Origin of the sequence: Clostridium celatum, from assembly GCF_021412605.1 — a bacterium.
Lineage (GTDB): Bacteria > Bacillota > Clostridia > Clostridiales > Clostridiaceae > Clostridium > Clostridium celatum.
In genome coordinates, this window is the sequence record NZ_JAJKGM010000044.1 from 1 (window position 1) to 25,921 (window position 25,921).

26 protein-coding genes and 1 tRNA gene are annotated in these 25,921 nt (G+C 27.2%); 3 read left to right on the forward strand and 24 right to left on the reverse strand.

The window, feature by feature from the left end:
- Positions 1 to 213: 213 nt before the first annotated feature.
- From LPC13_RS14100 to LPC13_RS14195, 20 genes are all read right to left on the reverse strand, one after another.
- Positions 214 to 909, reverse strand: a complete 696-nt coding sequence (locus LPC13_RS14100) for a response regulator transcription factor (protein WP_195244575.1) — start codon at positions 907 to 909, stop codon at positions 214 to 216.
- Between the two features lie 418 nt (positions 910 to 1,327).
- Positions 1,328 to 3,295, reverse strand: a complete 1,968-nt coding sequence (gene uvrB, locus LPC13_RS14105; RefSeq protein ID WP_040419068.1) for an excinuclease ABC subunit UvrB — start codon at positions 3,293 to 3,295, stop codon at positions 1,328 to 1,330.
- A gap of 294 nt (positions 3,296 to 3,589) precedes the next feature.
- Positions 3,590 to 4,864 (reverse strand): PDZ domain-containing protein, encoded by a 1,275-nt coding sequence (locus tag LPC13_RS14110; RefSeq protein ID WP_005212242.1) that lies wholly within the window; start codon positions 4,862 to 4,864, stop codon positions 3,590 to 3,592.
- 10 nt (positions 4,865 to 4,874) lie between these two features.
- Positions 4,875 to 6,131 (reverse strand): S41 family peptidase, encoded by a 1,257-nt coding sequence (locus LPC13_RS14115; protein WP_005212243.1) that lies wholly within the window; start codon positions 6,129 to 6,131, stop codon positions 4,875 to 4,877.
- A 124-nt stretch (positions 6,132 to 6,255) separates the two neighbouring features.
- Complete coding sequence (ftsX, locus tag LPC13_RS14120) at positions 6,256 to 7,146, reverse strand: permease-like cell division protein FtsX (RefSeq protein ID WP_234088905.1); 891 nt, start codon at positions 7,144 to 7,146, stop codon at positions 6,256 to 6,258.
- Positions 7,136 to 7,822, reverse strand: a complete 687-nt coding sequence (ftsE, locus tag LPC13_RS14125) for a cell division ATP-binding protein FtsE (protein WP_234088906.1) — start codon at positions 7,820 to 7,822, stop codon at positions 7,136 to 7,138. Before ftsE ends, ftsX begins: the two co-directional genes overlap by 11 nt.
- Positions 7,823 to 7,939: 117 nt before the next feature.
- Positions 7,940 to 8,776, reverse strand: coding sequence for a YitT family protein (locus LPC13_RS14130; protein WP_005212249.1), 837 nt, complete (start codon positions 8,774 to 8,776; stop codon positions 7,940 to 7,942).
- Positions 8,777 to 8,801: 25 nt separating this feature from the next.
- Positions 8,802 to 9,653 carry a YitT family protein gene (locus LPC13_RS14135; protein ID WP_005212250.1) on the reverse strand — a complete coding sequence of 284 codons (852 nt, stop codon included), beginning with the start codon at positions 9,651 to 9,653 and terminating at the stop codon, positions 8,802 to 8,804.
- 181 nt (positions 9,654 to 9,834) lie between these two features.
- Complete coding sequence (locus LPC13_RS14140) at positions 9,835 to 10,779, reverse strand: transketolase family protein (protein WP_234088907.1); 945 nt, start codon at positions 10,777 to 10,779, stop codon at positions 9,835 to 9,837.
- Positions 10,779 to 11,603 (reverse strand): transketolase, encoded by an 825-nt coding sequence (locus tag LPC13_RS14145; protein ID WP_040419070.1) that lies wholly within the window; start codon positions 11,601 to 11,603, stop codon positions 10,779 to 10,781. Before LPC13_RS14145 ends, LPC13_RS14140 begins: the two co-directional genes overlap by 1 nt.
- A 329-nt stretch (positions 11,604 to 11,932) precedes the next feature.
- A complete protein-coding gene (locus LPC13_RS14150; RefSeq protein WP_005212255.1) occupies positions 11,933 to 12,286 on the reverse strand; it encodes a type II toxin-antitoxin system PemK/MazF family toxin in 354 nt (117 codons plus the stop codon).
- A gap of 9 nt (positions 12,287 to 12,295) precedes the next feature.
- Complete coding sequence (locus LPC13_RS14155) at positions 12,296 to 12,556, reverse strand: hypothetical protein (RefSeq protein WP_005212257.1); 261 nt, start codon at positions 12,554 to 12,556, stop codon at positions 12,296 to 12,298.
- 427 nt (positions 12,557 to 12,983) lie between these two features.
- Positions 12,984 to 13,598: a germination lipoprotein GerS-related protein gene (locus tag LPC13_RS14160; protein WP_051040666.1), complete on the reverse strand. Its 615-nt coding sequence runs from the start codon at positions 13,596 to 13,598 to the stop codon at positions 12,984 to 12,986.
- Positions 13,599 to 13,677: 79 nt separating this feature from the next.
- The gene (locus tag LPC13_RS14165) at positions 13,678 to 15,156 is read right to left on the reverse strand and encodes an NAD(P)H-hydrate dehydratase (protein WP_005212261.1); all 1,479 of its coding nucleotides are present in this window, start codon (positions 15,154 to 15,156) and stop codon (positions 13,678 to 13,680) included.
- Between the two features lie 2 nt (positions 15,157 to 15,158).
- Positions 15,159 to 15,527 carry a holo-ACP synthase gene (gene acpS / locus LPC13_RS14170; RefSeq protein ID WP_005212263.1) on the reverse strand — a complete coding sequence of 123 codons (369 nt, stop codon included), beginning with the start codon at positions 15,525 to 15,527 and terminating at the stop codon, positions 15,159 to 15,161.
- Positions 15,528 to 15,591: 64 nt separating this feature from the next.
- The gene (locus LPC13_RS14175) at positions 15,592 to 15,897 is read right to left on the reverse strand and encodes a DUF6514 family protein (protein WP_005212264.1); all 306 of its coding nucleotides are present in this window, start codon (positions 15,895 to 15,897) and stop codon (positions 15,592 to 15,594) included.
- 237 nt (positions 15,898 to 16,134) lie between these two features.
- A complete protein-coding gene (locus LPC13_RS14180; RefSeq protein WP_040419072.1) occupies positions 16,135 to 16,494 on the reverse strand; it encodes a single-stranded DNA-binding protein in 360 nt (119 codons plus the stop codon).
- 78 nt (positions 16,495 to 16,572) lie between these two features.
- The gene (locus tag LPC13_RS14185) at positions 16,573 to 17,427 is read right to left on the reverse strand and encodes a YihY/virulence factor BrkB family protein (RefSeq protein ID WP_005212268.1); all 855 of its coding nucleotides are present in this window, start codon (positions 17,425 to 17,427) and stop codon (positions 16,573 to 16,575) included.
- Between the two features lie 60 nt (positions 17,428 to 17,487).
- Positions 17,488 to 19,782 carry an ATP-dependent DNA helicase gene (locus tag LPC13_RS14190; RefSeq protein ID WP_234088908.1) on the reverse strand — a complete coding sequence of 765 codons (2,295 nt, stop codon included), beginning with the start codon at positions 19,780 to 19,782 and terminating at the stop codon, positions 17,488 to 17,490.
- 103 nt (positions 19,783 to 19,885) lie between these two features.
- Positions 19,886 to 20,473: a DUF1836 domain-containing protein gene (locus LPC13_RS14195; RefSeq protein ID WP_005212280.1), complete on the reverse strand. Its 588-nt coding sequence runs from the start codon at positions 20,471 to 20,473 to the stop codon at positions 19,886 to 19,888.
- 415 nt (positions 20,474 to 20,888) lie between these two features.
- On the opposite strand from LPC13_RS14195, the gene LPC13_RS14200 reads away from it, so the two are divergent.
- A complete protein-coding gene (locus LPC13_RS14200; protein ID WP_040419074.1) occupies positions 20,889 to 21,134 on the forward strand; it encodes an AbrB/MazE/SpoVT family DNA-binding domain-containing protein in 246 nt (81 codons plus the stop codon).
- 85 nt (positions 21,135 to 21,219) lie between these two features.
- Here LPC13_RS14200 and rsmI read toward each other — a convergent pair whose 3' ends face one another.
- From rsmI to LPC13_RS14220, 4 genes are all read right to left on the reverse strand, one after another.
- Positions 21,220 to 22,065, reverse strand: coding sequence for a 16S rRNA (cytidine(1402)-2'-O)-methyltransferase (gene rsmI / locus LPC13_RS14205; protein WP_005212290.1), 846 nt, complete (start codon positions 22,063 to 22,065; stop codon positions 21,220 to 21,222).
- A 3-nt stretch (positions 22,066 to 22,068) separates the two neighbouring features.
- On the reverse strand, positions 22,069 to 22,809 hold the full coding sequence (locus LPC13_RS14210; RefSeq protein ID WP_005212292.1) for a tRNA1(Val) (adenine(37)-N6)-methyltransferase: 741 nt from the start codon (positions 22,807 to 22,809) through the stop codon (positions 22,069 to 22,071).
- A 162-nt stretch (positions 22,810 to 22,971) separates the two neighbouring features.
- On the reverse strand, positions 22,972 to 24,201 hold the full coding sequence (locus LPC13_RS14215) for a C40 family peptidase (protein ID WP_040419082.1): 1,230 nt from the start codon (positions 24,199 to 24,201) through the stop codon (positions 22,972 to 22,974).
- A gap of 228 nt (positions 24,202 to 24,429) precedes the next feature.
- On the reverse strand, positions 24,430 to 24,732 hold the full coding sequence (locus tag LPC13_RS14220) for a hypothetical protein (RefSeq protein ID WP_040419076.1): 303 nt from the start codon (positions 24,730 to 24,732) through the stop codon (positions 24,430 to 24,432).
- A 223-nt stretch (positions 24,733 to 24,955) separates the two neighbouring features.
- On the opposite strand from LPC13_RS14220, the gene LPC13_RS14225 reads away from it, so the two are divergent.
- Positions 24,956 to 25,031 (forward strand) — tRNA-Pro (locus LPC13_RS14225).
- Between the two features lie 119 nt (positions 25,032 to 25,150).
- Entirely contained in the window at positions 25,151 to 25,792 is a 642-nt protein-coding gene (locus LPC13_RS14230; protein WP_005212305.1) for an HAD family hydrolase, read from the forward strand.
- The last annotated feature ends 129 nt before the right edge of the window (positions 25,793 to 25,921 follow it).

A 25,921-nucleotide genomic window follows, 5' to 3' on the forward strand; every position in this document is an offset into this window, starting at 1 on the left:
CTTCCCATAAAAATTGCTCCCTCTATAGTAATGACAGTTTTATTATTTTAACTGTCTACTATAAAGGGAGCATATCATTCCTTGCTGATTTTTTTCTATTCATTAAAAATATTTTAATAATACTACTGCTAATAAAACTGTTATTACTCCACTTACTACTCCCAAAACAATCTTTAATAAATTTCACTATTATTAATTTTAAGTATAAACTTATTATTCTTTTAATTTAAATCCAATACCCCATACAGTTTGAATATATTCATTCTCTTTATCAGTCTTAGATATTTTAGACCTTAGATTACTAATATGAACATTAACAGTATTATCATCTCCAATAAAATCATCTTTCCACACAGATTCAAAAAGGTTTGCTCTAGTAAAAACTTTATTAGGATTAGTAATTAAAAGTTCTAATATATCGAACTCTCTAGCTGTTAAATTTATTTCTATATTATTAACATGAACTTGCCTGCTATCAATGTCTAATACTAAGTTTTTATGCTTCAATTTATTATTTATATTATCTTGATGTGAAAATCTAGTATATCTTCTTAACTGTGCTTCAACCCTAGCTAATACTTCATTAATATCAAAAGGCTTACTTATAAAATCATCAGCTCCCATTTTTAATACGTTAATTTTATCTTCTGAGCTAGTTTTAGCCGATGCTACTATTATAGGCATAACATGTAACTTTCTTATTTCCTTTATTAACTCTTCACCACATATTCCAGGTAGCATTAAATCTAAAATAATAAGATCATATTCATATTGTTCAACACACATTTTAGCTTCAGTTCCTGAATATGCACCTCTTACTTCATAACCGTTTTGAATTAATATTTTACATAAAAGTCCATTAATATCCCAATCATCTTCTACTACTAATATTTTTTTATTTAAATTCATTTTTCTTTCTCCTATAAACCAATTAACTATATAAATTATACCAAATTTAAAATTAATTAGTATTATACCGTTATCTTTAAATATAAAAATACTATAATACTATCTATAGATACAAGTCTTATTTCTTTTTAAATAAAAAATACTGATTTCTATAGATTATAGAAATCAGTTGTATATGTTATTTGCTATGATAGTTTGAAGTACTAAATGTTTTTCTTTTATAATAATTTATAAAACTTTTATCTTAAATAAATTTAATACTTCTAATAACTATATTTCAAAACATTTCTCATTTATTATATCACAGCTAAATAAATTCAATTATGAATATTATAAATGATAAATATAAAAATTGTTAATAATTAGATACTATATTAAAATTCAATCTCTACATATAGTTATTTTCATACACCTTATTTTACTCTTTAAGTTTATTAATCATATCTCTAAGTTCTGCAGCTCTTTCAAACTGAAGATTTTTAGCAGCATCTTTCATTTCATCAGTGTATTGTTTAATTAACTTTTTCTTATCTTTAGCACTTAATTCAACAGCTTCTTCTACATTATATTCTGCAGAGTCTTCAGCAACCTTGGTTGCTTCAATTACATCTCTTATCTCTTTAATAATAGTCTTAGGTGTAATGCCATGTTCTTCATTATACTTCATCTGAATTTCTCTTCTTCTATTAGTTTCTTTAATTGCTCTATCCATAGAGCCAGTTATTTTATCAGCATACATTACTACTTTGCTCTCAGAGTTTCTTGCAGCTCTTCCTATAGTTTGAATCATTGAAGTTTCAGAACGTAAAAAGCCTTCTTTATCAGCATCTAAAATTGCAACAAGTGCTACTTCTGGAATATCTAATCCTTCTCTTAAAAGATTGATTCCAACAAGAACATCAAACTCACCTAATCTTAAATCTCTTATTATCTCCATTCTTTCAATAGTTTTTATATCAGAATGCATATAAGTTGTCTTAACTCCAAGTTCAGTTAAATATTTAGTTAAATCCTCTGCCATTCTCTTAGTTAATGTTGTTACTAATGTTCTAAATCCTCTTTCTGTAGTCTTTAAAATCTCTGCATAAAGGTCATCTATCTGTCCTGTTACTGGTCTTATTTCAACTACTGGATCTAATAGTCCTGTTGGTCTAATTATTTGTTCTGCTATATTAGTAGAATGATCTAATTCATATTGCGCTGGTGTTGCTGAAACAAATACAATCTGATTAATTTTATTTTCAAATTCCTCAAACTTTAATGGTCTATTATCATAAGCACATGGTAATCTAAATCCATACTCAACAAGTGTATCCTTTCTAGATCTATCTCCTGCATACATTGCCCTACATTGTGGTAATGTAACATGACTTTCATCTATAAACATCAAATAATCTTCTGGAAAGAAATCTAATAATGTTTTAGGTGGTGTTCCTGGTGCTCTTCCATCTAAAATTCTTGAATAATTTTCTATCCCACTGCAATATCCCATTTCCTTAATCATTTCTATATCATAATTTGTTCTTTGTCTTAATCTTTGAGCTTCTAATAATTTATCTTGAGATGTTAGCTCTCTTAACCTTTCTTCTAATTCATCTTCAATTTTACTTATAGCTTTATCTAAAGTTTCTTTAGATGTTGCAAAGTGTGATGCTGGGAATATAGCAACATGCTCCCTTTCTCCTAATATCTTACCTGTTAAAACATCAAACTCTCTTATTCTATCTATTTCATCTCCAAAGAATTCAATTCTTATTCCTTTTGTTGAAGATGATGCCGGAATAATATCTAATGAATCTCCCCTTACTCTAAAAGTTCCTCTTGAAAAATCAATATCATTTCTCTCATATTGAATTTCTATAAGTTTCTTTATTACTTCATCTCTTTCTTTTTCCATACCAACTCTTAATGAAATAGTAAGCTTTTTATATTCATCTGGATTACCTAATCCATAAATACAAGATACTGAAGCCACTATGATAACATCTCTTCTCTCAAATAAAGCTGATGTAGCTGAGTGTCTTAATTTATCTATTTCATCATTTATAGATGCATCTTTTTCAATAAAAGTATCAGTTTGTGGTACATAAGCTTCCGGTTGATAGTAATCATAATAAGAAACAAAGTATTCAACTATATTATCAGGAAAGAATTCTTTAAATTCTGAACATAATTGTGCTGCTAATGTCTTATTATGTGCTAAAACTAAAGTTGGCTTTTGAACTTTTTCTATAATATTTGCCATTGTATATGTCTTACCAGAACCAGTTACTCCTAATAGAGTCTGATATTTTTCATTTTTATTAATTCCATTTGCTAAACTCTCTATAGCTTGCGGTTGGTCTCCTGTTGGTTTAAATTTTGAATGTATCTTAAATTCTCCCATTATATCAACTCCAAGTTTTCTCATATATATTAATTATATTTTACTTTTAAATTTTACTGTATTCAAATATTTTGCCCTATCTGTATTAACCTATATTCTATACAAATAACTTAGAAAATTCTATATAAATAAAAAATAATATTAAATATATTACACTCTAAATCTCTTCTTAAACTAAATAGAGACTGTTACAAATTTGATTTGTACAGTCTCTATTTATGTGAAGAATACTTTCTTTTGTTGAATCTATGTATCTCAATAACAAAATATAAATCTTTCAACTTCACTTATATATCATTTTTTACTTTTAAGTTCCTCTAGTATCCTCTTGAAATCTTCTGTATCAGCACCAACAATATCTTCAACTTTAACCATTTTAGGCACTAATAAAATTCCAATCCTTTTATTTCTAGGTTGAACAAAATATTCTAATACTTGTCCAGATTTTTTCTTAACACTCAATTGCATTTTAAACATACCATCTTTAGCAGCTTTTAAAATATCTGCTTCTGATGTAACAGATGTCCCATTTATACTTAGTATTTTATCACCACTTCTAATTCCCGCCTCATATCCTGGTAAATTTGGTGCTACTTCAAGAATCATAATTCCCTCATCATCACTAACATATAAATGATGATTATTATCATTTTCAAGCTTTCTATCATATCTAATTATAAATTCATATGCTAATGGCATAAAAGCTATAGCAATTATTTGCCCTATTATATTTAACCTAGAAAGTTGTGCGATAACTAATATGGATATTCCTAATATAAATATTAACAATCCTGATAACAATGGTTTTTTATTCTTTTCCTTTGTAAAAGTAACGCTATTATATCCCATCACTCCATATAAAGGAATACATGCCATCATTGCAGTAGTTAATAAATCTAATATTCCATTTGTCTTTATTATTGGCCACCAATTTGGCGTTTCTATAGCTATAGTACTAGATGATGATATCAATTCATTGTTAAATATCATTAATATAGCAATTGGTAGCGCCCAATATCTATTAAAAGAAAATCCACCTATTATTTTATTATCTTTTTTCGTAAATACAGGAATTGCGCCTCTTCCTCCATCTATCATAATCAATAAAGCTTCTATTATGTACATAACTGCTATAAATGTAGTAAGTGCTAGTATATCTACATCAAAATATAATTTTTTACCTACTATTACTTGAACAATATTCATAACTATTCCTATTGCTCCTAAAATAGCTCCAGTATACGCAAAAGAAATAAATTTCTTTTTATAAAAAAGCATTAATATTGATATTATAAATAAAAACTCTATGCCTGAATTTTCTTTAAAAGTTACTCCTAAAATAGTTAATATTATAGTACCAATTGCACCTGCTAATATTCCTAATACAATTTGAGATAAAGTTAATTCTAAGGGAGAGTTTATCCTCTCCCCTATTGTCATCCTTTGAATAGCTGATATTTTTTTATTTTTCAAATAAAACAATATCCCAAATATAATAAGCATCAGTAAATGCAATGGCTCAACTATTGCTACTGCTACAGCTTTTAAGCTATAGATTATTAAATCCATCTTGAGCCTCCTAATTAGTCTTTTCTCTTATTACCTCTAATGCTTTTTGGAATTGAGGATCTATACTTCTGTCATACTCCATTGTTGCTATTTCTTGAGGGATTTCAACTACTATATCTGGTGCTATACCAGTTCCATGAATATTTTCACCATTTGGAGTATAGTACTTTGATGTAGTTACCTTTAATCCACCCATATCATTTGAAAGTGGTATTAATTGTTGAACTATTCCTTTACCAAAAGTATTTGTTCCTATTATTGTTCCTGCATTATAATCTCTTAATGCTCCTGTTACAACCTCTGATGCACTTGCACTACCACCATCAACTAATATAACTAATGGCATTCCTATAGCATCTCCTCCTATTGAGTCAGAAACTATCTTCTCATCATATTTATCAACAGTATAAGTAACTACATTACCTTTTTCAATAAAATTAGATGCTATTTCAACGCATTGATCTAAGTATCCACCTGGGTTTCCTCTTAAATCTAATATTAGTTTCTTCATTCCTTTATCTTTTAATTCATTTAATTTGTTAGTAAATTTTTGACTAACTTCTTTATCACTAAAAGTAGTTATTTGAATATATCCTATATCATCTTCTAATATCTCACCTTTTACTGATTCAGTTTGTATTTCCTCTCTTACAATTTCCACTTCAAATGGTTCTGAATCTCCACGTACAATGGTTAATGTTACAGGAACTCCTTCGTCTCCTCTAACCCTTGAAACAACTGCATCAGTATTTAAATCAACAACTTCATAATCATCAACTTTAATAACTACATCCCCAGCTTTTAACCCGGCTTTTTCTGCTGGTGAACCCTCTAATGGCGCTATAATTGTTATTTGATTATTTCTAACTCCAAGCTGAGCTCCTATTCCATAAAAACTACCTTCACTGGATTCTAAAAAAGTCTTAAACTCTTCATTATCCATATAAACTGTATATGGATCACCTAAAGATTCAGCCATTCCCTTCATAGCACCTTCTAATAATTTATTATCATCAATTTCACCATCATATTTTGCAAACAATAAACTTCTTAATCCAAATAAATTAGAATATTTATCAGAATCCTCTATATTTTTTAAATCGTTTAATGCATTGCTAGGAATACTATTTAAGACTAACCCTTTAACAGCTAGAGTATTTCCTAAGTAAAACACACCACAATATGTTATTAAAAGTATTATTACTATAATGGTATACTTTATAGGTTTAAACTTTTGTTTATTTTTTTTACTCTCATTGCTCTCCATTTCTTTCTTCCTTTCACACCTTAAATTTATTTATATTTATTTAAAACTACAACTTCAAATAAAGAAGTTGTAGTTTTATCTTTAACTAATATTTATTATTTTACCTATTATTTAATTCTATATACTAAACAACTAAGAACTTTCTTAATGCAAATATACTTCCTATTGCTCCAACTATTACTCCACCAATAAGGAATAATCCTAATAATGTAGTTAATACAAATTGTGGTGCAACTAAATTTACGATAAACATTGAATTTACTATCCAATTAAATACTCCACTATAAGTAAAGTATAGTAATATTGTAGAAGCTACTGATCCTATTGCACCTATTACTATTCCTTCTATTACAAATGGCCATCTTATAAACCAATCTGTAGCACCAACGAATTTCATAATTCCAACTTCTCTTCTTCTTGAGTAAACAGTAAGCTTTATTGTATTCATTATTAAGAATACAGAAACACCTATAAATACTATAAATAATCCAATACCTACTATTTGAATTATATTAACAAATTTACTTATTGTATCTATGACTTCTTGTTGATTTCCTATGCTTTCAACACCGGTCATACCTTCTACAGCTTTTGTTACTTCAGTTGCTGCTGAAGGATCCTTTAATTTAACTATAAATGAACTTGGTAATGGATTATTATTTAAATCATAACCTTCCATTAACCCTTTGTTATCACCTAAATTTTCTTGTAAGTTTAAAAATGCCTCATCTTTTGATTCATATGTAACTTCACTTACTTGTGGTTGTTCTGCTAATTTAATTTCTATTTCTCTTTGATCAACTAACTTTATGTCATCATTTAAATAGACCTGAATTTGAATTTTTGATGCTACATCTTCTATACTCTTGTTAAAGTTAAGTGCTAATAGAGTAAATGTACCAAAAATAAAGAATGTTATTAGTACTGTTATCATAGCTGCAAAACTTATTGTTCTATTTCTCTTTATGCTTTTAAAAGCATCCACTATAAAATAATTTAAACTACTAATTTTCATTTTCGTACATCCCCTTTCTATCATCCCTTACTACAGTACCCTTATCTATTGCTATAACTCTCTTTTTCATATTATCAACTATATCTTTTGCATGTGTTGCCATTAATATCGTAGTCCCTGATTTATTTATTTCATCAAGTAACTCCATTATCCCATTAGCTGTTTCTGGGTCAAGGTTTCCTGTAGGTTCGTCCGCTATTAAAAGACTTGGTTTATTAACTATAGCTCTTGCTAAAGAAACTCTTTGTTGCTCTCCTCCTGATAACTCATTAGGGAACATTTTATACTTACGATCTAGTCCAACTTTAGCTAATACCTCAGGAACTCTTTTTCTTATTTCCCTTGGTGATGCTTCAACAACTCTCATTGCAAATGCAACATTTTCATATACATTTAATGTTGGAATTAATCTAAAATCTTGGAATACCATTCCTATTTTTCTTCTATAATAAGGAGTTTGCCTTCTAGTAATTTTTGAAAGCTCTTTCCCTGCAACTATTATTTCCCCTGTAGTTGGATCAACTTCTTTTAAAAGCATCTTAATAAATGTAGATTTACCTGCACCAGATGCTCCAACTAAGAAAACGAAATCTCCTGAATTTATTTTTATGCTTACATTAGATAAAGCTTTTACATTGTTATTATATATCTTAGATACGTCCTTAAATTCTATCATAACTTAACACCTCTTACCTCATTAATTTAGCCAAAATACTAAACCTATAGAGTCATTATATCATAGAACTGACATAACACCAACATTTAAGAGCTCTTTCCCTATATTTTCCGTTTTTTAATAATCTGTAAAACCCTTTCCTAGGACTTCTGTAGATTCATTAACAGTTATAAAAGCATCAGGATCTTCTTCTTTTAAATACTTCTTTAATGTTATAAATTGTTTAGTATTTAGAACAGTATATATTATTTTAACATTACTTCCTGTATATCCACCATTACCATTTAATATAGTACATCCTCTATCTATGTTTTTAGTTATATATTGAGCTATTAACTTTTCCTTGCTTGTTACAATAAATACTTGCTTACATGTATTAAATCCATCAATAAATTTATCAATAACTAAGCCTATTAATATAACGCTAAAGAAGCCGAATAATCCTTTATCAACACCAAATACGCTAATTGCCATAATACAAACAAATGAATCTGTAAGTAATACTGATATACCAATTCCTATAGGAGTAAATTTACTAATAATTGCTGCTATAATACTTGTTCCACCTGTTGATGCTCCTTGATGAAATACTATAGCTGCTCCCATACCTAATATGGCTGATCCAAAGAAACTAGCTAAAAACATATTTTCTGTTAATATTCCTGGTGTAAAAAAATTCTCTATTATCCACATAAATACCGAAAGCATTATAGTTGCATAAATACTCTTGCCTCCAAAAGACTTTCCTAATACAACAAATGCCAATATAAATAGTAATATATTAAGAAATAATACAACTACACTTGTATCTAACCCTATCAGTTTATTAATAACTAAACCTATTCCAGACACACCACCTGCAGCAATATCACACGGGAAGAAAAAATATTCTAGTGCTATTGCCGTTAGTGCTATCCCTAATGTTGTTAATAAATATTCTTTAATTTTTTCCATAAGTATCTCCTATAACTTTTAATTTTTATTCATCATCTATATGCTTAAACCCTTCACCCATAACTTCATGTACTTCTCCAACTGTGATAAATGCATTCTTATCAATATTACTAATATGCTGTTTTAACTTTATAAACTCATTTCTTTCTAATATTGTGTAAAGAATTGCAGTATCTTCTCCTGTAAATCCCCCCATTCCTTTTATAAAAGTACATCCTCTCTCTAAATCATTTAAAATAAATTTACTTATTTCTTTGTTACTTTTGCTTATTATTGTTATTTCATTTCTAACATTAAATCCAGCTATTATTTTATCTATTACTACTCCATTTATTATTACTGATAATAATCCATAAAGTCCTATATCTATACCAAAAGTTAATGCACCAAGTAACGTTACAAAAAAATCAACCATTAATAAAGACTTTCCTATATCAAAATGGAAAAATCTATTTAATATTTTTGCAATTATATCAGTACCTCCAGTAGAAGCATTTGCATTAAATACAAGCGCCATCCCACATGCACTTATTAGTGTGCCAAATATAGTTGAAATAATCAAGTCATTAGTAACTGTATAAGGTAAGAACTTTTGCATTATCCACATAGATGAAGATAACAAAAGACTTGAGTATATTGTTTTTGCCCCAAATTTACCTCCTATTACTAAAAACGCTACAATAAATAAACATACATCCATTATTAATACTAAAGGTCCTATTGATATAAATGGTATATAATTATTTATTACTATAGCTAATCCTGTAATTCCTCCTGCTGCTATATTATTAGGTTCAAAAAAATAAACCACAGATATTGCCACTAGCAATATTCCAATAGTTATTAGGGTAAACTCTCTAAACTTATTTTTACTCATAAAATTCTGCTCCCTCTGATAAATTATTATAAATATTTATTATTTTTCCTCATTTATACAAATTTATCCTAAGTCTCTTTATTCTCTTTAATTATATATCTTTTTAAATTCAAAAAAAACTGCGATTTTTAATCGCAGTTTTGGTGGTAAAAAATAACTGTTTTGTGGTTTTAGTTTAAATCTATTTTTTTAAAGCAATTGCCTCTTTTACTTTATTAACTATATCTTGTGCAGTTAAACCATAAGCTTTTAATAATTCTTCTGGTTTACCACTTTCACCAAATACATCTTTAACCCCAACTCTTAAAACTGGAATTGGATAATTTTCTGATATAACTTCAGCAACAGCTGAACCTAATCCTCCAATTACACTATGTTCTTCAGCAGTTATAATAACCCCAGTTTTTTTTGCTGCATTAATTATTAACTCATTATCTAAAGGTTTAATTGTATGTATGTTTATAACCTTAGCATCAATTCCCTCTTTAGCTAAAATTTCTTTAGCTTCAATTGCAGCATCTACCATTATACCAGTAGCAACTATTGTAGCATCTTTACCTTCTGATACAACAACACCTTTTCCTAATTTAAATTCATAAGTATTTTCATCATTTATAACATTAACTGCTGCTCTTCCTAATCTTACATAGCAAGGTCCTTCATACTTTGCTATAGCCTTAATTGCTGATGCAGTTTCAACAGCATCTGCAGGTGATATAACTACCATATTAGGAATACTTCTCATTAATGATAAATCTTCAACAGTTTGATGAGATGCTCCATCTTCTCCTACTGTTAATCCAGCATGAGTAGCACAAACTTTAACATTTAATTTAGGATAACATATTGAGTTTCTTATTTGTTCAAAAGCTCTTCCTGCTGCAAACATAGCAAAGGTACTTACAAATGGAATTTTTCCACAAGTTGATAATCCTGCTGCAACTCCCATCATATTTCCTTCAGCTATTCCCATATTGAAAAATCTTTCTGGGCAAACTGCTTTAAAATCAGCTGTTTTAGTAGATTTAGAAAGATCTGCATCTAATACTATTACATTTTCATTCTCTTTTGCTAATTCTGCTAATGCTTTTCCATACGCTTCTCTTGTAGCAATCTTTTTACTCATTATTTGTCTCCTCCAATCTCAGCTAAAGCCATTTCACATTGTTCCTTGCTTGGTGCTGTTCCGTGCCATCCTGCTTCATTCTCCATGAATGATACACCTTTACCTTTAACTGTTTTACAAACAACAACTGTTGGCTTACCGCTGCAAGCCTTCGCTTTTTCTATAGCATCTATTATTTCTTCGAAATTATGTCCATCTATAACTAATACATTCCATCCAAAAGCTTCAAACTTTTTGTCTATTGGACATGGATTCATTACTTTTTCTATATCTCCATCGATTTGTAATCCATTGAAATCTACAAATGCAGTTAAATTATCTAACTCATAATGAGCCGCTGACATTGCTGCTTCCCAAACTTGACCTTCTTCTAATTCTCCATCACCTAAAATAGTATAAACTCTATATGATTTCTTATCTATTTTACCAGCTAAAGCCATCCCAACAGCACTTGAAATCCCTTGCCCTAAAGATCCAGTTGACATATCTATTCCTGGTAAACACTTCATACTTGGATGACCTTGTAATCTTGATCCAAACTTTCTTAATGTAGTTAATTCTTCTACTGGGAAAAATCCCTTTCTTGCTAATGCACTATATAAAACTGGTGCTGCATGCCCCTTTGATAATACAAATCTATCTCTATCTGGATTCTTTGGATTATTGGCATCTATATTCATTTCTTTAAAGAAAAGTGTTGTTACTATATCAGCCGCTGATAATGATCCCCCTGGATGTCCTGATGCTGATTCTGTTAACATTGAAACTATATCTTTTCTAATTAGTTTTGCCATTGATTTTAATTCTTGTACATTATTAACCATTAAAAATCCTCCTACATTACAATTCATAATATGTATTTGCTTATCTCTATATTATGTAAGTTATCTTAAAATTATTTTATCATAAATTGTCGACTTTGTATATACTATTTTTTAATTAGTGTATACTATTTATTTTTTATTTGTTTATAGTATATCACCTTTAACATATGTAATCATAATCACTGGTACATATCATAATTTCAATATACCAAATATTAATTTAATCAAATTTAGTATATTCAATTAATAATTTTTACATTATTATAGTGTAATATAAAAAAATAAAAGTAAATTAACATTTAAGTTAATTTACTTTTAATATTGTAAATTTAAGCTAAGCTTATACTTATAAGTAAAGACTTGTCTACCTTTTTCATATCGGCTTCAGTCATATGGCCAATTTTTTCTTTAAGTCTTTTTTTATCTAAAGTTCTAATTTGCTCTAAAAGTACAACAGAATCTCTATTTAGTCCATACTCTTCTGAAGAAATTTCTACATGGGTTGGAAGTTTAGCCTTATTAATTTGAGAAGTTATAGCAGCTACAATAACTGTAGGACTATATTTATTCCCGATATCATTTTGAATTATTATAACAGGTCTAATTCCTCCTTGCTCAGAGCCTATAACTGGACTTAAATCTGCATAAAAAATATCCCCTCTTTTTACAACCATAGTCGTCATTTAAAAATCTCACACTCCGCAAAGCCATTTCTCATATTCATTTATATCATCAAATTTATATTTAAGAGACTTTCGTGATGGATTTACATCCCTTGCAAGTTCTAAATTAATATTGGCCATTTCTTTATAACCATTTTTCATTAATTCAAAAAACTCCTTGGATTCTTTATCCTCACTATATATTATTAAACTTTCCTTTATAAATTTACTACTTTTTGAAAAATCTACATTTATTTTACGGACTTTTGTACTACTTATATCTTTTGACATAATCGACCTCCTAAGAGTTCATCATTTCTATGTATAAGAAAATTATATTTCAAATTATGTCAATTTGTAAATAGAAATGTCACTTATCTTGTATTTTTTTATATATTTTTTGTATTTTTGTAAAAAATAGTGTTTTATTGTCAAGTTATATCATCTATTCATTTTATATTTAATACAATATGTACTCTATCTCACTTATATTAAACTATATCTGATTTTCCTGAATACTTTGGCTATTTTTTATTAATTATTTTTATAATTTATTATAATAATTTTTACTTTTAATAATTTATCGTTATAATATTCTCTATTCTATAAAAGAATAAAAGTTTATCTTACTATATAAATAGTTCTTTTATTTAGTTAGGTGAAGTATAATCACCTAACTAAATCATTAATTCTATAATTATTTATCTACAAATTAAATTTAAGTTGAAAATTTATCACTATCTATTTCCTTAACTTTATTAAAATCCTTATATATGATTCTTACTGTTTCTTTTCCTGATTTATCATATATTACTATTCCTATTGGCGCTTTATTTTTTTTATCTATAAATATTCTAGCAGTATTAAGATGATCATTTTGTAAAAATAACTCTGCATCTACTTGTATATATATTGTATCTCCCCACTCTTCTTGTCCTTCTTTTAATGAATCACTTTTTAAAGGGCATGATAATATTTTATTCATAAATGCAATAGAATGTAGATAATCCATACTAACATCAATTACATATTCAGTATTTGATATATTATCTTTTACGTAAATGCCATCATTTTTATAAATTTTTACTCTATCATCACCAAACTCAACTCTAACGCCTTCCTCACTGCTATAATATTGAGTTGTTTCTTCTGTTTCTTCTCCTCTATCGTTTCTAATTATGTACTCTACTTTTGTTTCATAATAATTTATATTTTTTAGTGATTTTATTATCTCCTCATTGCTTGGCATTAAAAATCCCCTAAAAATAATAACTATTAATATTGATATAAATGGTATTATTAATAATAACGATAAAATGATTTTCTTTTTCATTTTTCCTCCTATAATCATTATTCCATTATTACTAATATTATGTTGTTCTTAAATTTATTCATAATTTATATCAAATCATTCATAACAAATGGTATTTTTTTATTATATCTGTTGCTAATACAGAATATTTATCTTCTGCTACTATATCTCCACATTTCCCATGTAAATATACTCCAAGTAAACATGCATTTAATTTGCTATATCCTTGGCCAATTAATGAAGTAATTATTCCTGTTAAACAATCCCCCATGCCACCTGTTGCCATCTTACTGCTTCCTGTATTATTTACATATACTTTATTTCCATCTGTTATTACGGTATTGTAACCTTTTAAAACTAATACACATCTATTATCTTTAGCATAATTTTTAGCTATATTTATTCTATCTTTTTCAATTTCTCCTATTGTCTTATTTACTAATCTAGACATTTCACCTAAATGAGGCGTCAATACAACTCTATCTTGTAATTTTTTAAGTAAGCTTTTATCCCTACTTAACATATTTATTCCTTCAGCATCTACTACTATAGAGTTACTATAGTCATCTATTATGCAGTTTAAAATATTTTTATCTTTTTCATCCCCTCTAATTCCTGGTCCAAATGCAATTACATTCGCATTTTTTACTACACTTTTAACTCTATCTAGTTCTGTATAGTTAATAGTCATAGCTTCTATTAATTGATTACTGACTATCTTTTGACATTCTTCTGTTGTAATAAGTGTAGTTAATCCTGCTCCAGTTTTAACACATGATTCAGTGCATATATAAGAAGCTCCTGAAAATCCTAGACTTCCTGCAACAAGTACGCATTTTCCATAATCTCCTTTATGACCATAGATTGCTCTCTTCTTTATTAAACCTTTATAATAATCATCGTCAAAAATATATACGTTCTCACTAAACTTTTCTTTAACTTCATTAGGAATTCCAATAGATATAGTTTCTATTTTACCTAAATATTCTATAGCTTTATAATTTAAAAATCCTTTTTTTATTACTTCAAATGTATATGTACTATTTGCTCTAATTGAATTTCCTAATGGTATGCCTTCGTTACAATCTAATCCAGATGGAACATCTATTGATAAAATATCTTTGTTAGATAAATTTATTTCATTAATTAAGTGACAATAAAATTCATTTAATGTCCTATTTAATCCAACTCCAAATATTCCATCAATAATAACATCATATTCTTTTATTGTATATTTAAGTTGCCCTATTCCTTTAAAATCACTTATATACTCTATATCTGAATTTAAATTTTTTAATATTTCATAATTAATATTAAAATCACTACTATAATTTTTTTTAGGATTAATTATTATAATCTTAACTTGATAATTATTTAATAATAACTTTCTTCCAATGGCTAATGCGTCTCCTCCATTGTTTCCAGTACCACAAATAATTAAGAATTTATCGTACTTATTTTTAATTCTTAAATATATTTCATTAGCTGCATTTTCCATCAATATTATGCTAGGTATTTTTAACTTCTCTATTGCATACTTATCTATCTCTTTACAATTACAAGATGACATTATATACATCCTTATACCTCCAAAATTACAAACGCAATTGCACTTGTTTTATTATGGGATATTGATACATGAAAGTTATATTTTTCTTCTTTTATTACTTTATCTATTTTTTCAGATACTTCTATAAATGGCTTTCCAAGATTGTCCCTAAAAACTTCAATATCTTTAAATCCTATTTCCCTCATTCCAGTTCCTAGTGCTTTACTAACTGCCTCTTTTACTGCAAAGTTCCCAGCAATACTTTCAATTCTAGGATTATCTAAATTGAATTGCTTCAACTCTCTTTCAGTGAATAACTTATCTAAAAATTTAGGTGTATTTATTATTGCCTTTTTTATTCTATCAATTTCTATAATGTCTGTACCAATTCCTAAAATCACTTAATCACCTCTTTTGTTAATATTCTATTTTTATCTTATATTTTGTTTAAATTTTATTAAATAATTAATTACTTAAACTCATTACGTATTCATCTGAGTATTCTCCAACTATATCTACTAGATGAATAGGAGATACTACCTTACTACATAACATCTTAGCGATATCTTCTACTTTTTCTTTGTTATTAGATACTACATTTATAAAATCCCTTTCTAAATTAACCACCTTTCCATCTATGAAATCATGTCTTTCTATTTCTATACCATATACTGTATCATTTAGTATATTTCCTTCTGTAACTCTATAGAAATATTTCATATTTTTCTCTTCTTCATTAAGTTCCATACTTAAAGATTCTATAATTTTCATTCCCCCACCCCTTTACATAATGTACTAATAAAACAATAACATATTTTATAATACTTTTATGTCAAACGATGGTATATTATTTTTCAAATTTTCCTTCACTTTTCAACATAAATGTAATAAATTTCACTTTTTTTATTGAATTATATATATTTATAATTTATCTTTTATTTATCATCATCCTAATATTGTCGAAAATAAAAAAAATTCGAAGTATATCATATATACTTCGAAATTTTTTTATTCCTCACCGATTACTTCATTGCCATCCTTTGGTTCTCTTCTATTTCCTACAAACTTAAAATCCTCTGCTACAACTTCAGCTAAATATTTCTTGTTACCTTGCTTATCTTCATAGCTTCCTGTTTTTAATCTTCCACTTAAGCTTATATAACTTCCTTTTTTCATGAACTTACATATTACTTCAGCTTTTCTTCCCCACATAGTTACTGGTATTAAATCTGATTTTCTAGTACCATCTGCTGACTTAAAATTCCTCTCCACTGCAACTATAAACCTAGTAAAAACTTTTTCACCATTATCAATAGTTTTTAGTTCAGGGTCCTTAATTAATTTTCCTAATAATACTATTTTATTCATTTTATCGCACCTCCTGAATATTTCATCTTGAAGTATATCCATTTATATACTTTCTATTCATAAAAGTGCATTTTTCTTTTAACGTATGGATAAATTATTTTTTCTTATTACCATAACTGAATTAACCTCTCCACCTAAAATGAGTATTATTGATGTTATATAAAGCCAAGTGATTAAAATTATTATTGCTCCTAAACTTCCATATATTTTAGAGTAATTACTAAAATTATTTATATAAAATGAAAATATTAATGAAACAATTAACCATCCAACAGTACATACTACAGCACCTGGAAAGACCTCTCTCCATGTTAATCGTATAGATGGTGTGTACCTATACATTACTGCAAAAATTAAAATCATCATTGCTATTATTATTAAATATCTTAATAAATTCCATAATTGGTATATTATAATCGGAAATGGTAGATATGAAACTAATAAATCACCTAGTAACTTACCAAATACCAATAATATTAAAGTTGCTATTATTAGAAAAGCTAATGCAAATGTACATATTATAGCAATAATTGACCTTACTATAAAAGATCTCTTCTCCTTAACTCCATATGCTTTATTAATACCCTTTATAACAGCTCTAAATGCTGATGATGCTGACCAAATAATTAACAATAATGAAGCACTTAATAATCCTGTATTTTGGGTATCTACTATTTCAACAATTGTTGTATAAACAAATTTAAAAGTACTACTCGGTAAAATAGCTCTTAATCCACCTAAAACTTCCATAGAATCTAATTCACTTAGACCTATTAATGTCAGAAGAAATATTAAGAAAGGAAAAAATGATAGTATTAAGTAATATGCTAATTGAGCCGCTAAAGCAAAAATATCATCGTCTTTTATTTTAACTATAAAATATATTAAGAAGCTAACTATAGACTTCCCTTTATTTGTATGTCCTTTAGCCATATTTTATTTCAATCCTTTCTTTTTATTTTTACATTTTAACTAGCTATTTTTTTATTTTAATCATTTATATAATTTTATATTCCATTCTTGTGGTAACATTCTTTTATATTTATTATTTAAATATCTATTATCTATCAATAATACTCTACCTTTATCTGTTTCTGTTCTTATTACCCTACCTACTGATTGAAAAACTTTATTCATTCCTGGATAAGTATATGAATAATCAAAACCATTCTGCTCAAAATACTCTGCTATTATATTATTTTCTACCGATATCCTCGGAAATCCTACACCTACTACTACTGCGCCAATAAGTCTTTCTCCTGGCAAATCCACACCCTCTGAAAACATACCACCAACAACAGAAAATCCAATTTTATTAGCTCCTATTTTAAAATTACTCAAAAATTCTTCTTTTTTTTCTTCAGATAAATTTTCTTCTTGAAGCAAAATATTTTCATCTCCATAAATACGCACATATTCTTTATATACCTTATTTAAATAATCAAAAGATGGTAAAAATACAATGTAATTCCCTTGTTTTTCTTGAACAAACCTATTAATATTCTTACATACTTCAATTATATTTTTATCTCTACTTGCATATCTCATATCTAAATCTTTTATATATATTTGTAAATTTTCTTTATTAAAAGGTGAATTAAATCTTACTCTAAAACTATTTTCCTCTCCCCCTAATAAATCAACATAGTACTTAATTGGAGAAAGTGTTGCTGAAAATATTACTGTCGAATATGCCGAATTAACTATTTTGCTAAGATTTTTAGACGGATCTATGCAAAATATTTTTATACTAAATTCATTTCTACTATTTTTTAGTATCGTTGTATACTCCTTAGAATATAATTCGCTCAATGCTATGAAATTCCTTGTGTCATAATAAAATTCTAATATATTTTCGTATCCACTAGTCCCTTTTGATTTTATTAAATATTCCTCTGCTTCATTAATAAACATCCTTAATAGCTTTATTAAATCCTTATAAATTATATTTTTATAAGTTACATTCTCATTTACCTCTTCTAATTCTCTTCTGATATTTATCATTTCTTTATTAATTAAGTTTACTATCTTATATAAATTAGGTACTTTCCCTTTTAATATCTTACTTGCATCCATCACCTTACTCTTAAGTATTTCACAACTATACATATTTCTTGCTCTATCTACTAAATTATGTGCCTCATCGACTAATAATATATTCTCACTATTATGATCCTCAAAAATTCTCCTTAATCTAACTCTTGGATCAAATGCGTAGTTATAATCACAAATAACACTATCACACCATTCAGTTAAATCTAAAGAAAGTTCAAATGGACACAAATTAAATTCCTTAGCATATTCTATTACCTTAGCTCTAGTAAATATGTTTTCTCTAGCTATTAATTTTTTAATTACATCATTTATTTTTGTAAAATAATCTCGTGCATATATACAATCATCTGGATTACATTTTACTTCACTATTTAAGCACATTTTCTCTTTTGCTGTTATAGTTACTACTTTAAATTTTAATCCATTATTAAGTAATTTAATAAATCCTTCTTCAGCTACAGACCTAGTTATTGTCTTTGCTGTTAAATAAATTATTTTTTCTCCTCGTCCCTCTCCTATACTCTTAACAGCAGGAAAAATTGTTGAAATGGTCTTTCCTATACCTGTGGGAGCCTGAACAAATAATACCCCATTTTGCTTTATGCTATTATAACAATTTATTGCAAGTTCCCTTTGTCCTTTTCTATAAGATTTAAATGGAAAACTTAAATTTTCAATACTGTTATTTCTAATAATTTTAAGATTATTCTTTAAAATAATATCGTCTAAATATTTATATATTATTTCGTATGTATACTCTTCTAACTCTTTAATTTGAAATTTCTTTTCAAAAGATCTAACTTCATCAGTATTTATATTGTAGTAACTTAATCTAATATATATTTTTGTCATAGAATTTAACTTACAATATATATATGCATAAATTTTGCCCTGTGCCCAGTGTAATTCATTAAAATCCTCATCAATATAAATTAAATTTTTATATGTTGATTTAATTTCTTCTATTATTACATTTCCATTATCCTTTATTATTCCATCGGCTCTTCCTTCTACCTGTAAAATAACATCTTCTCTCTGAAATTCGTAATTTAATTTTACTTCTTTTTCATACTCTTTATAAATTTCAGCATTGCTTTTTTGTAACTTTCCATGAGCAACAGTTCCTTCTAGCGCGCGTCCCCTTGATAAAAATCTATCATCTAAACTTCCACTCTTTAGAATATATTCAATTAGTCCTCTCACCGATTCCTTAAATACTACTTTATCACTCATTTTATTTTTCCTTCCCTATTCAATAAAACTATTATAACAAAAAAGTTATCAAACATTAAAACTATCTTAGTAAAAGATACGCTTTATATTTGATAACTTTATTTTATGAATGATATTCATTTACTATTTTCTGAACTAATTTTTTAATTGCACTTGCTTGAGCTATTAAAGACATAACAACAACGAAAGTTCTTATACTATTTTCGTCTTTTTCTTCTAGGTTTAAATCCTTAATTATAGAATCTAATTTATCATCATTTAATGCCGTTGCATCTAGATATTTATTAAAACTTTCATTTTGTGTTTCTGTAAATAACTTATATGCAGTTTCCCAATCTATAATATCGTCAGACCTATCATTTATTTCATTAAACGCTAAACTAAACACTTTTTTTATTTCTTCAGTTGTAAGTATTGGTCTCATGTAACTTAATAAAACAAGTTGAACTAAATGAATTTTTGTATAACCTCTTTTTTTGCCATCTTCAGGCTTACTTATTACTTCACTTTTAATATAATTTTGTACAATATTATTAGTATATTTATCTTCAACAAATTTATCATTTAAAAAATCTATAACTTGTGATAGAAAAAGATCGTATTTCGGTAAATCCTCATAAGATACCATAGAGGTTTTTGATATTTCTTCAGCAACTTCTTTTATATAGTTATTATCAACTTTATTAACCATATTTAAGTTCACCTCATATTTTATTCGTTAATATCATTATATAGTAACTATAAACTTATTACAAGTTAATTTCACCTATCTTATATGATTTATTTATTATTTTATTCTATATTTATATTTTTTCTTTTACTTTTTTTTCTTTTTTTATATATTTTTATTTAAATTTAATTAAATCAAAATATATATCACTTTCTAAACATAGTATTTAAGCCATTTTTGAAATATTTTTCTTTAAATATTTTTTTTAAATTTTGTATTGACTTTTCAAAATTATGGTAGTATAGTTTATTTATGAGTTTGATAAGCGGTATTTTTGTAAATTAAACTTTTTTTTAAAGTTTTTTATTGACTTTTAATTACATATCTGCTAATATTAATCTGCTAAATGTCGAAACTTGTTAAGGAGGAATTATATATGAAATCAACTGGAGTTGTTAGAAGAGTAGATGAATTAGGAAGAATAGTTATTCCTATAGAATTAAGAAGAACATTAGATATAGCTGAAAAAGATGCTTTAGAAATATACGTAGATGGTGAACAAATCATATTAAAGAAATATGAACCAGCTTGTATTTTCTGTGGTGATGCTAGAGATGTTGTTAACTACAAAGGTAAAAATATCTGCAAAAACTGTATGGAAGAATTAAAGGTTGGAAGATAATTTTCTAAATTAATTATATACATATATAAAAAAGCACCTAAAAAGGTGCTTTTTTTGCTTACATAATTTTTTTAAAGTAAATATTTTATATATTTATAGATATTTTATATACTTCTTTTTTAGGAATTTCTCTTTCCTTAGCCACAATTTTTATAGCTTCCTTTTTATCCATACCCTCATTAATTAAATTAATTAAATGTTGTTCTATAGTTATTCCACTTAGTTCTTGTTCTTTTTCTGCTTTAAATTCACTTTCACTTTTACCTGCTATTACTAGAACAAATTCTCCTCTTGGTTTATTTTCTAAAAACCAATTGTAAGCTTCTTCGATACTTCCTCTATAAATATCCTCATGCAACTTAGTTAACTCTCTGCAAACGGCTATATTTCTATTTCCTAGCGATTCTTTAAGATAATTTAATGATTCAATTAATCTATGTGGAGATTCATAAAAAATTAGTGTCTCTTTCTTATCTTTTATTTCTTCAGTTAATTTTTTTCTTTCCTTAGTTTCTCTTGGTATAAATCCTCTAAATATAAATTTTGTTGTATCTAACCCTGAATAAACCAATGCCGTTGTAATTGCAGTAGCTCCTGGTAACACTTCAAATGCTATATTGTTTTCAATACACTTCTTAACAACAACACTACCTGGATCTGATATTCCTGGTGTTCCTGCATCAGTAACTATTGCTATATTTTTACCTTCCATTAATTTATTTATTATATCGTCGCTTTTTCCTTGCTCATTATGTTGATGATAACTAAATAAAGGCTTCTTAATATTAAAATGATTTAATAGCTTTAAGCTTTGCCTAGTATCTTCTGCAGCAATTTCATCAACATTCTCTAATACCTCTAAAGCTCTTAATGTTATATCTTTTAAATTACCTATTGGTGTTGGTACTAAATATACCTTTCCATATTCCATAATTTAATTCCTCCCATAAATTCTATCTATTTCTTCACTATAATTTCCATTATCATCATATACATATAATGGCTCTTCCCATTTTAAAAATGCTCCACCATCTCTTTGTCCCTCAACTAAAACTATATTAGGTGCTTTTTTAGTATTTGGCTGTATCATTCTTACCCTTTTAGGCTCTATTTTATATTTTCTCATAAGTCCAAATATATCAGCTAACCTTTCTGGTCTATGTACAATAAACATTCTTCCATTATCCTTTAATAATCTTCTAGAGGCTATTATTACATCTTCTAAAGTACACATTATTTCATGTCTTGCAATTGCAAGTTTATCTTCAGGATTGACTATTCCTGCATTATTTAGCTTATATGGTGGATTAACAGTAACAACATCAAATTTTCCTATAGAATCTATTATTTTTTTATCCTTTAAATCTCCATTTATAAACTTAACTTTATCTTCAGTATTATTAAGTATTGAACTTCTATTAGCCATTTCAACCATATCTTCTTGAATCTCTAGTCCTATCACCTCTTGAGGACTATATTTACCATAAACCAAAAACGGTACTATTCCTGTACCTGTACATAAATCTATTACTCTATGCTTTTTCTTTATGTTTGCAAAATGAGAAAGTAAGACTGCATCAACTCCAAATCTAAATCCTTTTTCTTTTTGTATTAATCTAAGTCCATTTAGTTGTAAATCATCAATACTCTCATCATTATTTATATTAACTTCCATATAGCACCTCTTTCTTTTGTAAAATACTTTGTCTTCATTATTCAATTACTAAAACTTTTTATATCGTCTTAATACTAATTAATATTTACGATTATCATTATACAATACTATTTTATTATGCACAAAAAAGCTAGGAATGTAATCCCTAGCTTTAAAATTTCATTATAAAACTCTTCTTGCTGTGTAGAAATCAGTTATATTTCCTACCTTAACTCCTTGACCTGGCATTGGCGCATGAACATATTGTCCACCTCCAACATATATACCTACGTGATCTCCACCATAAGTGAATACTAAATCCCCTGGTTGAAGTTCGCTATAAGATACTGGAGTTCCTACTCCCATTTGAGAGTAAGTTGTTCTTGTTATATCTATACCTGCTGCATTTGCATATACAAAGCTTGTAAATCCAGAACAGTCAAATGATGTTGGACCTGTTGCTCCCCATACATATGGTGCTCCAAGATATTGGTATGCAAAATCAACTATTCCATTACCTGTAGATGAAATTTCACCTCTATTTGCATCTATAGTATTACTAGCTGCCTCTTTTGCTTCAAGTTCTTCTACTCTTGATTTTGCTATTTCAATTTGTTCGTTAATTTCCTCTACAACAATACTACTCTTTATTTGAGTATCTCTAATACTTCTTAGCTGAGTTATGGCACTTCTTAATGAATCTATAGAACTTGTTGAATCTGCTATTACACTAAACTGATATTCAACTAAAGTTCTTTCAGAAACAACTAAGAATTCTTTTTCAAATTCAGCTTGCTCTGCAGCTGCCTCATCCGCTAATTTTTGTTGTTCTGCCTTCTTTTCCTCTAAATCTGCTAGAGATTTTTTATTTTCTTCATTTATAGCTTGAATTTCTTTACTTTTCTCATCTAAAGACTTAACTTTAGTATCAAGATTTTCTTGCTTGTCCTTTAATTCCTTAACAATTTCTTTATCAATCTTTACTAATCTGTTAGTTGATTCAATTTTACTTATTAAATCATTAAAGCTTTCTGCACTAAATAAAAGCATTATGTAACTAGTCTGTCCACCTGATTTATAAAGTTCTCTAACTCTTTTTCCTAATACTTCTTCTTGTTTAGCTATGTCTTCTTTTGCACTTTCGATTTCAACTTCAGTATTTTTTATTTCTACCTTTATTTCTTCCATTTGTGCATTATTATTATCTATTTTTTCTATTAATGGTTCAATTTCTGCATTAAATGCAATTATTTTACCTGTTATTTCATCTATCTTCTTTGTATATTCATCATACTTTTTTTGATTTTCAATAACTTCCTCATTTGGCGTTGCAAAGGCAGGCATTGCTGATGTAACCGCTAGTGTAAATGCTAGTGTTACTGCTAATACAGCCGATATAACTTTTCTTTTCATACTCCTTATAGGCCTTTTTAGACCTTCCCCCTCTCCTTTGTTGTTCTTTACCATTATACCACTTATGAAAAGGAAGAACAATGGTAATTTGAAATTTCCTTGATATTACTAGATGTAAATGTATTCTAAACAGTATTTTTATTCCGTTTATATACATTTACACCATAATAATAAACAAATTCACTATAATAAAATATTCATATAAATTTACTTTTATGATACTTTTTCTTACTTTCTAACTGATTTATTTAATATATATTGAATTGAAGTTAATATAACTATACAAACAACAAAAATAATTAATAATTCCTTAGTCCATTTTGCTATTATTAAACATAATATTGAAATTATAAGCCCTATACATCCATTTAATATATTTACGGTTCCACTTATTTTCATTGCTTTTATTTCCCTTGCTACAAAATCATCTTCTAAATCAGCATTTTTAATATATTTATTATTTAATATAAAAGTTCCTATGCCTAAAAAACCTATACTGACTAAAATTATTACTAAAACAGTCATATTCATAAACAACACCTCTTAATAAATTTTATACTTATATAATAAACTATTATATAACATCAATACATTTTTTTGAAATTTAATTATACATAATATTAACTAATAATATATAAATTCTGCTTCGATCTTATCCAACACAATAATCCTAGATAAAAATTAAAAGATTTTTATTTTCTTAAAAAAAGTGTTGACATATACTTAATTTATTTATATAATATTTTATGTGCTCCGGGGTGTAGCGCAGATGGGAGCGCGCGTGGTTTGGGACCATGAGGTCGCAGGTTCGATCCCTGTCACCCCGACCAAAGAGATAGATTTTTATCTATCTCTTTTTTTGTTTATATACATCAATTAAATACATATACCTTTTTATTACTTATGTATTATATTAATATTGACTATTTATACTTAGGAGGATACTAATTTGAATAATATAAAAGCTGCAATTTTTGATTTAGATGGAACTTTAATAAATTCGATGTGGGTATGGTCACAAATAGATATAGACTACTTAACATCAAAAGGTCACACAGTTCCATTAAATCTAACTGATGAAATAACACACTTAAGTTTTAGACAAACTGCAGAATACTTTAAAAATAGATTTTCTATAGACGATTCTATAGAAGTAATTATGAATACTTGGAATGAAATGGCTTATAATCATTATAAAAATAATGTAAAACTTAAAGATAATGCATTGGAATTTCTAATTAAACTTAAAGCTTCTGGTATAAAAATAGGACTAGCTACTAGCAATTCCATTCCTTTATTAGAGGCAACTCTTAAAAGCAATAAAGCTTATGACTTATTCGATGCTATAACAGTTACTGATGAAGTCAATAAAAGTAAAAGTAATCCTGATATATATCTTTTAGCAGCTCAAAAATTAGGTGTAGAGCCTGAAAACTGTATAGTATTCGAAGATATAATTGCTGCTGCGAGAGGAGCTAAATTAGCTGGAATGAAAGTTATAGGTGTATATGATGAGCACTCTAAACACCAAGAAGCTCTTTTAAAAGAAGAATGTGATAACTACATATATAACTATAATGAATTATTATAGGCAGTATTTTATAATAACAGATATATAAATAATATTATAGATCCTTAGCTATCGAGACTGTAGATAATTTTGTGTAATATAGTTTCTTATAAATCAAATATTACTGGAAATTTTGATTTCCAGTAATAT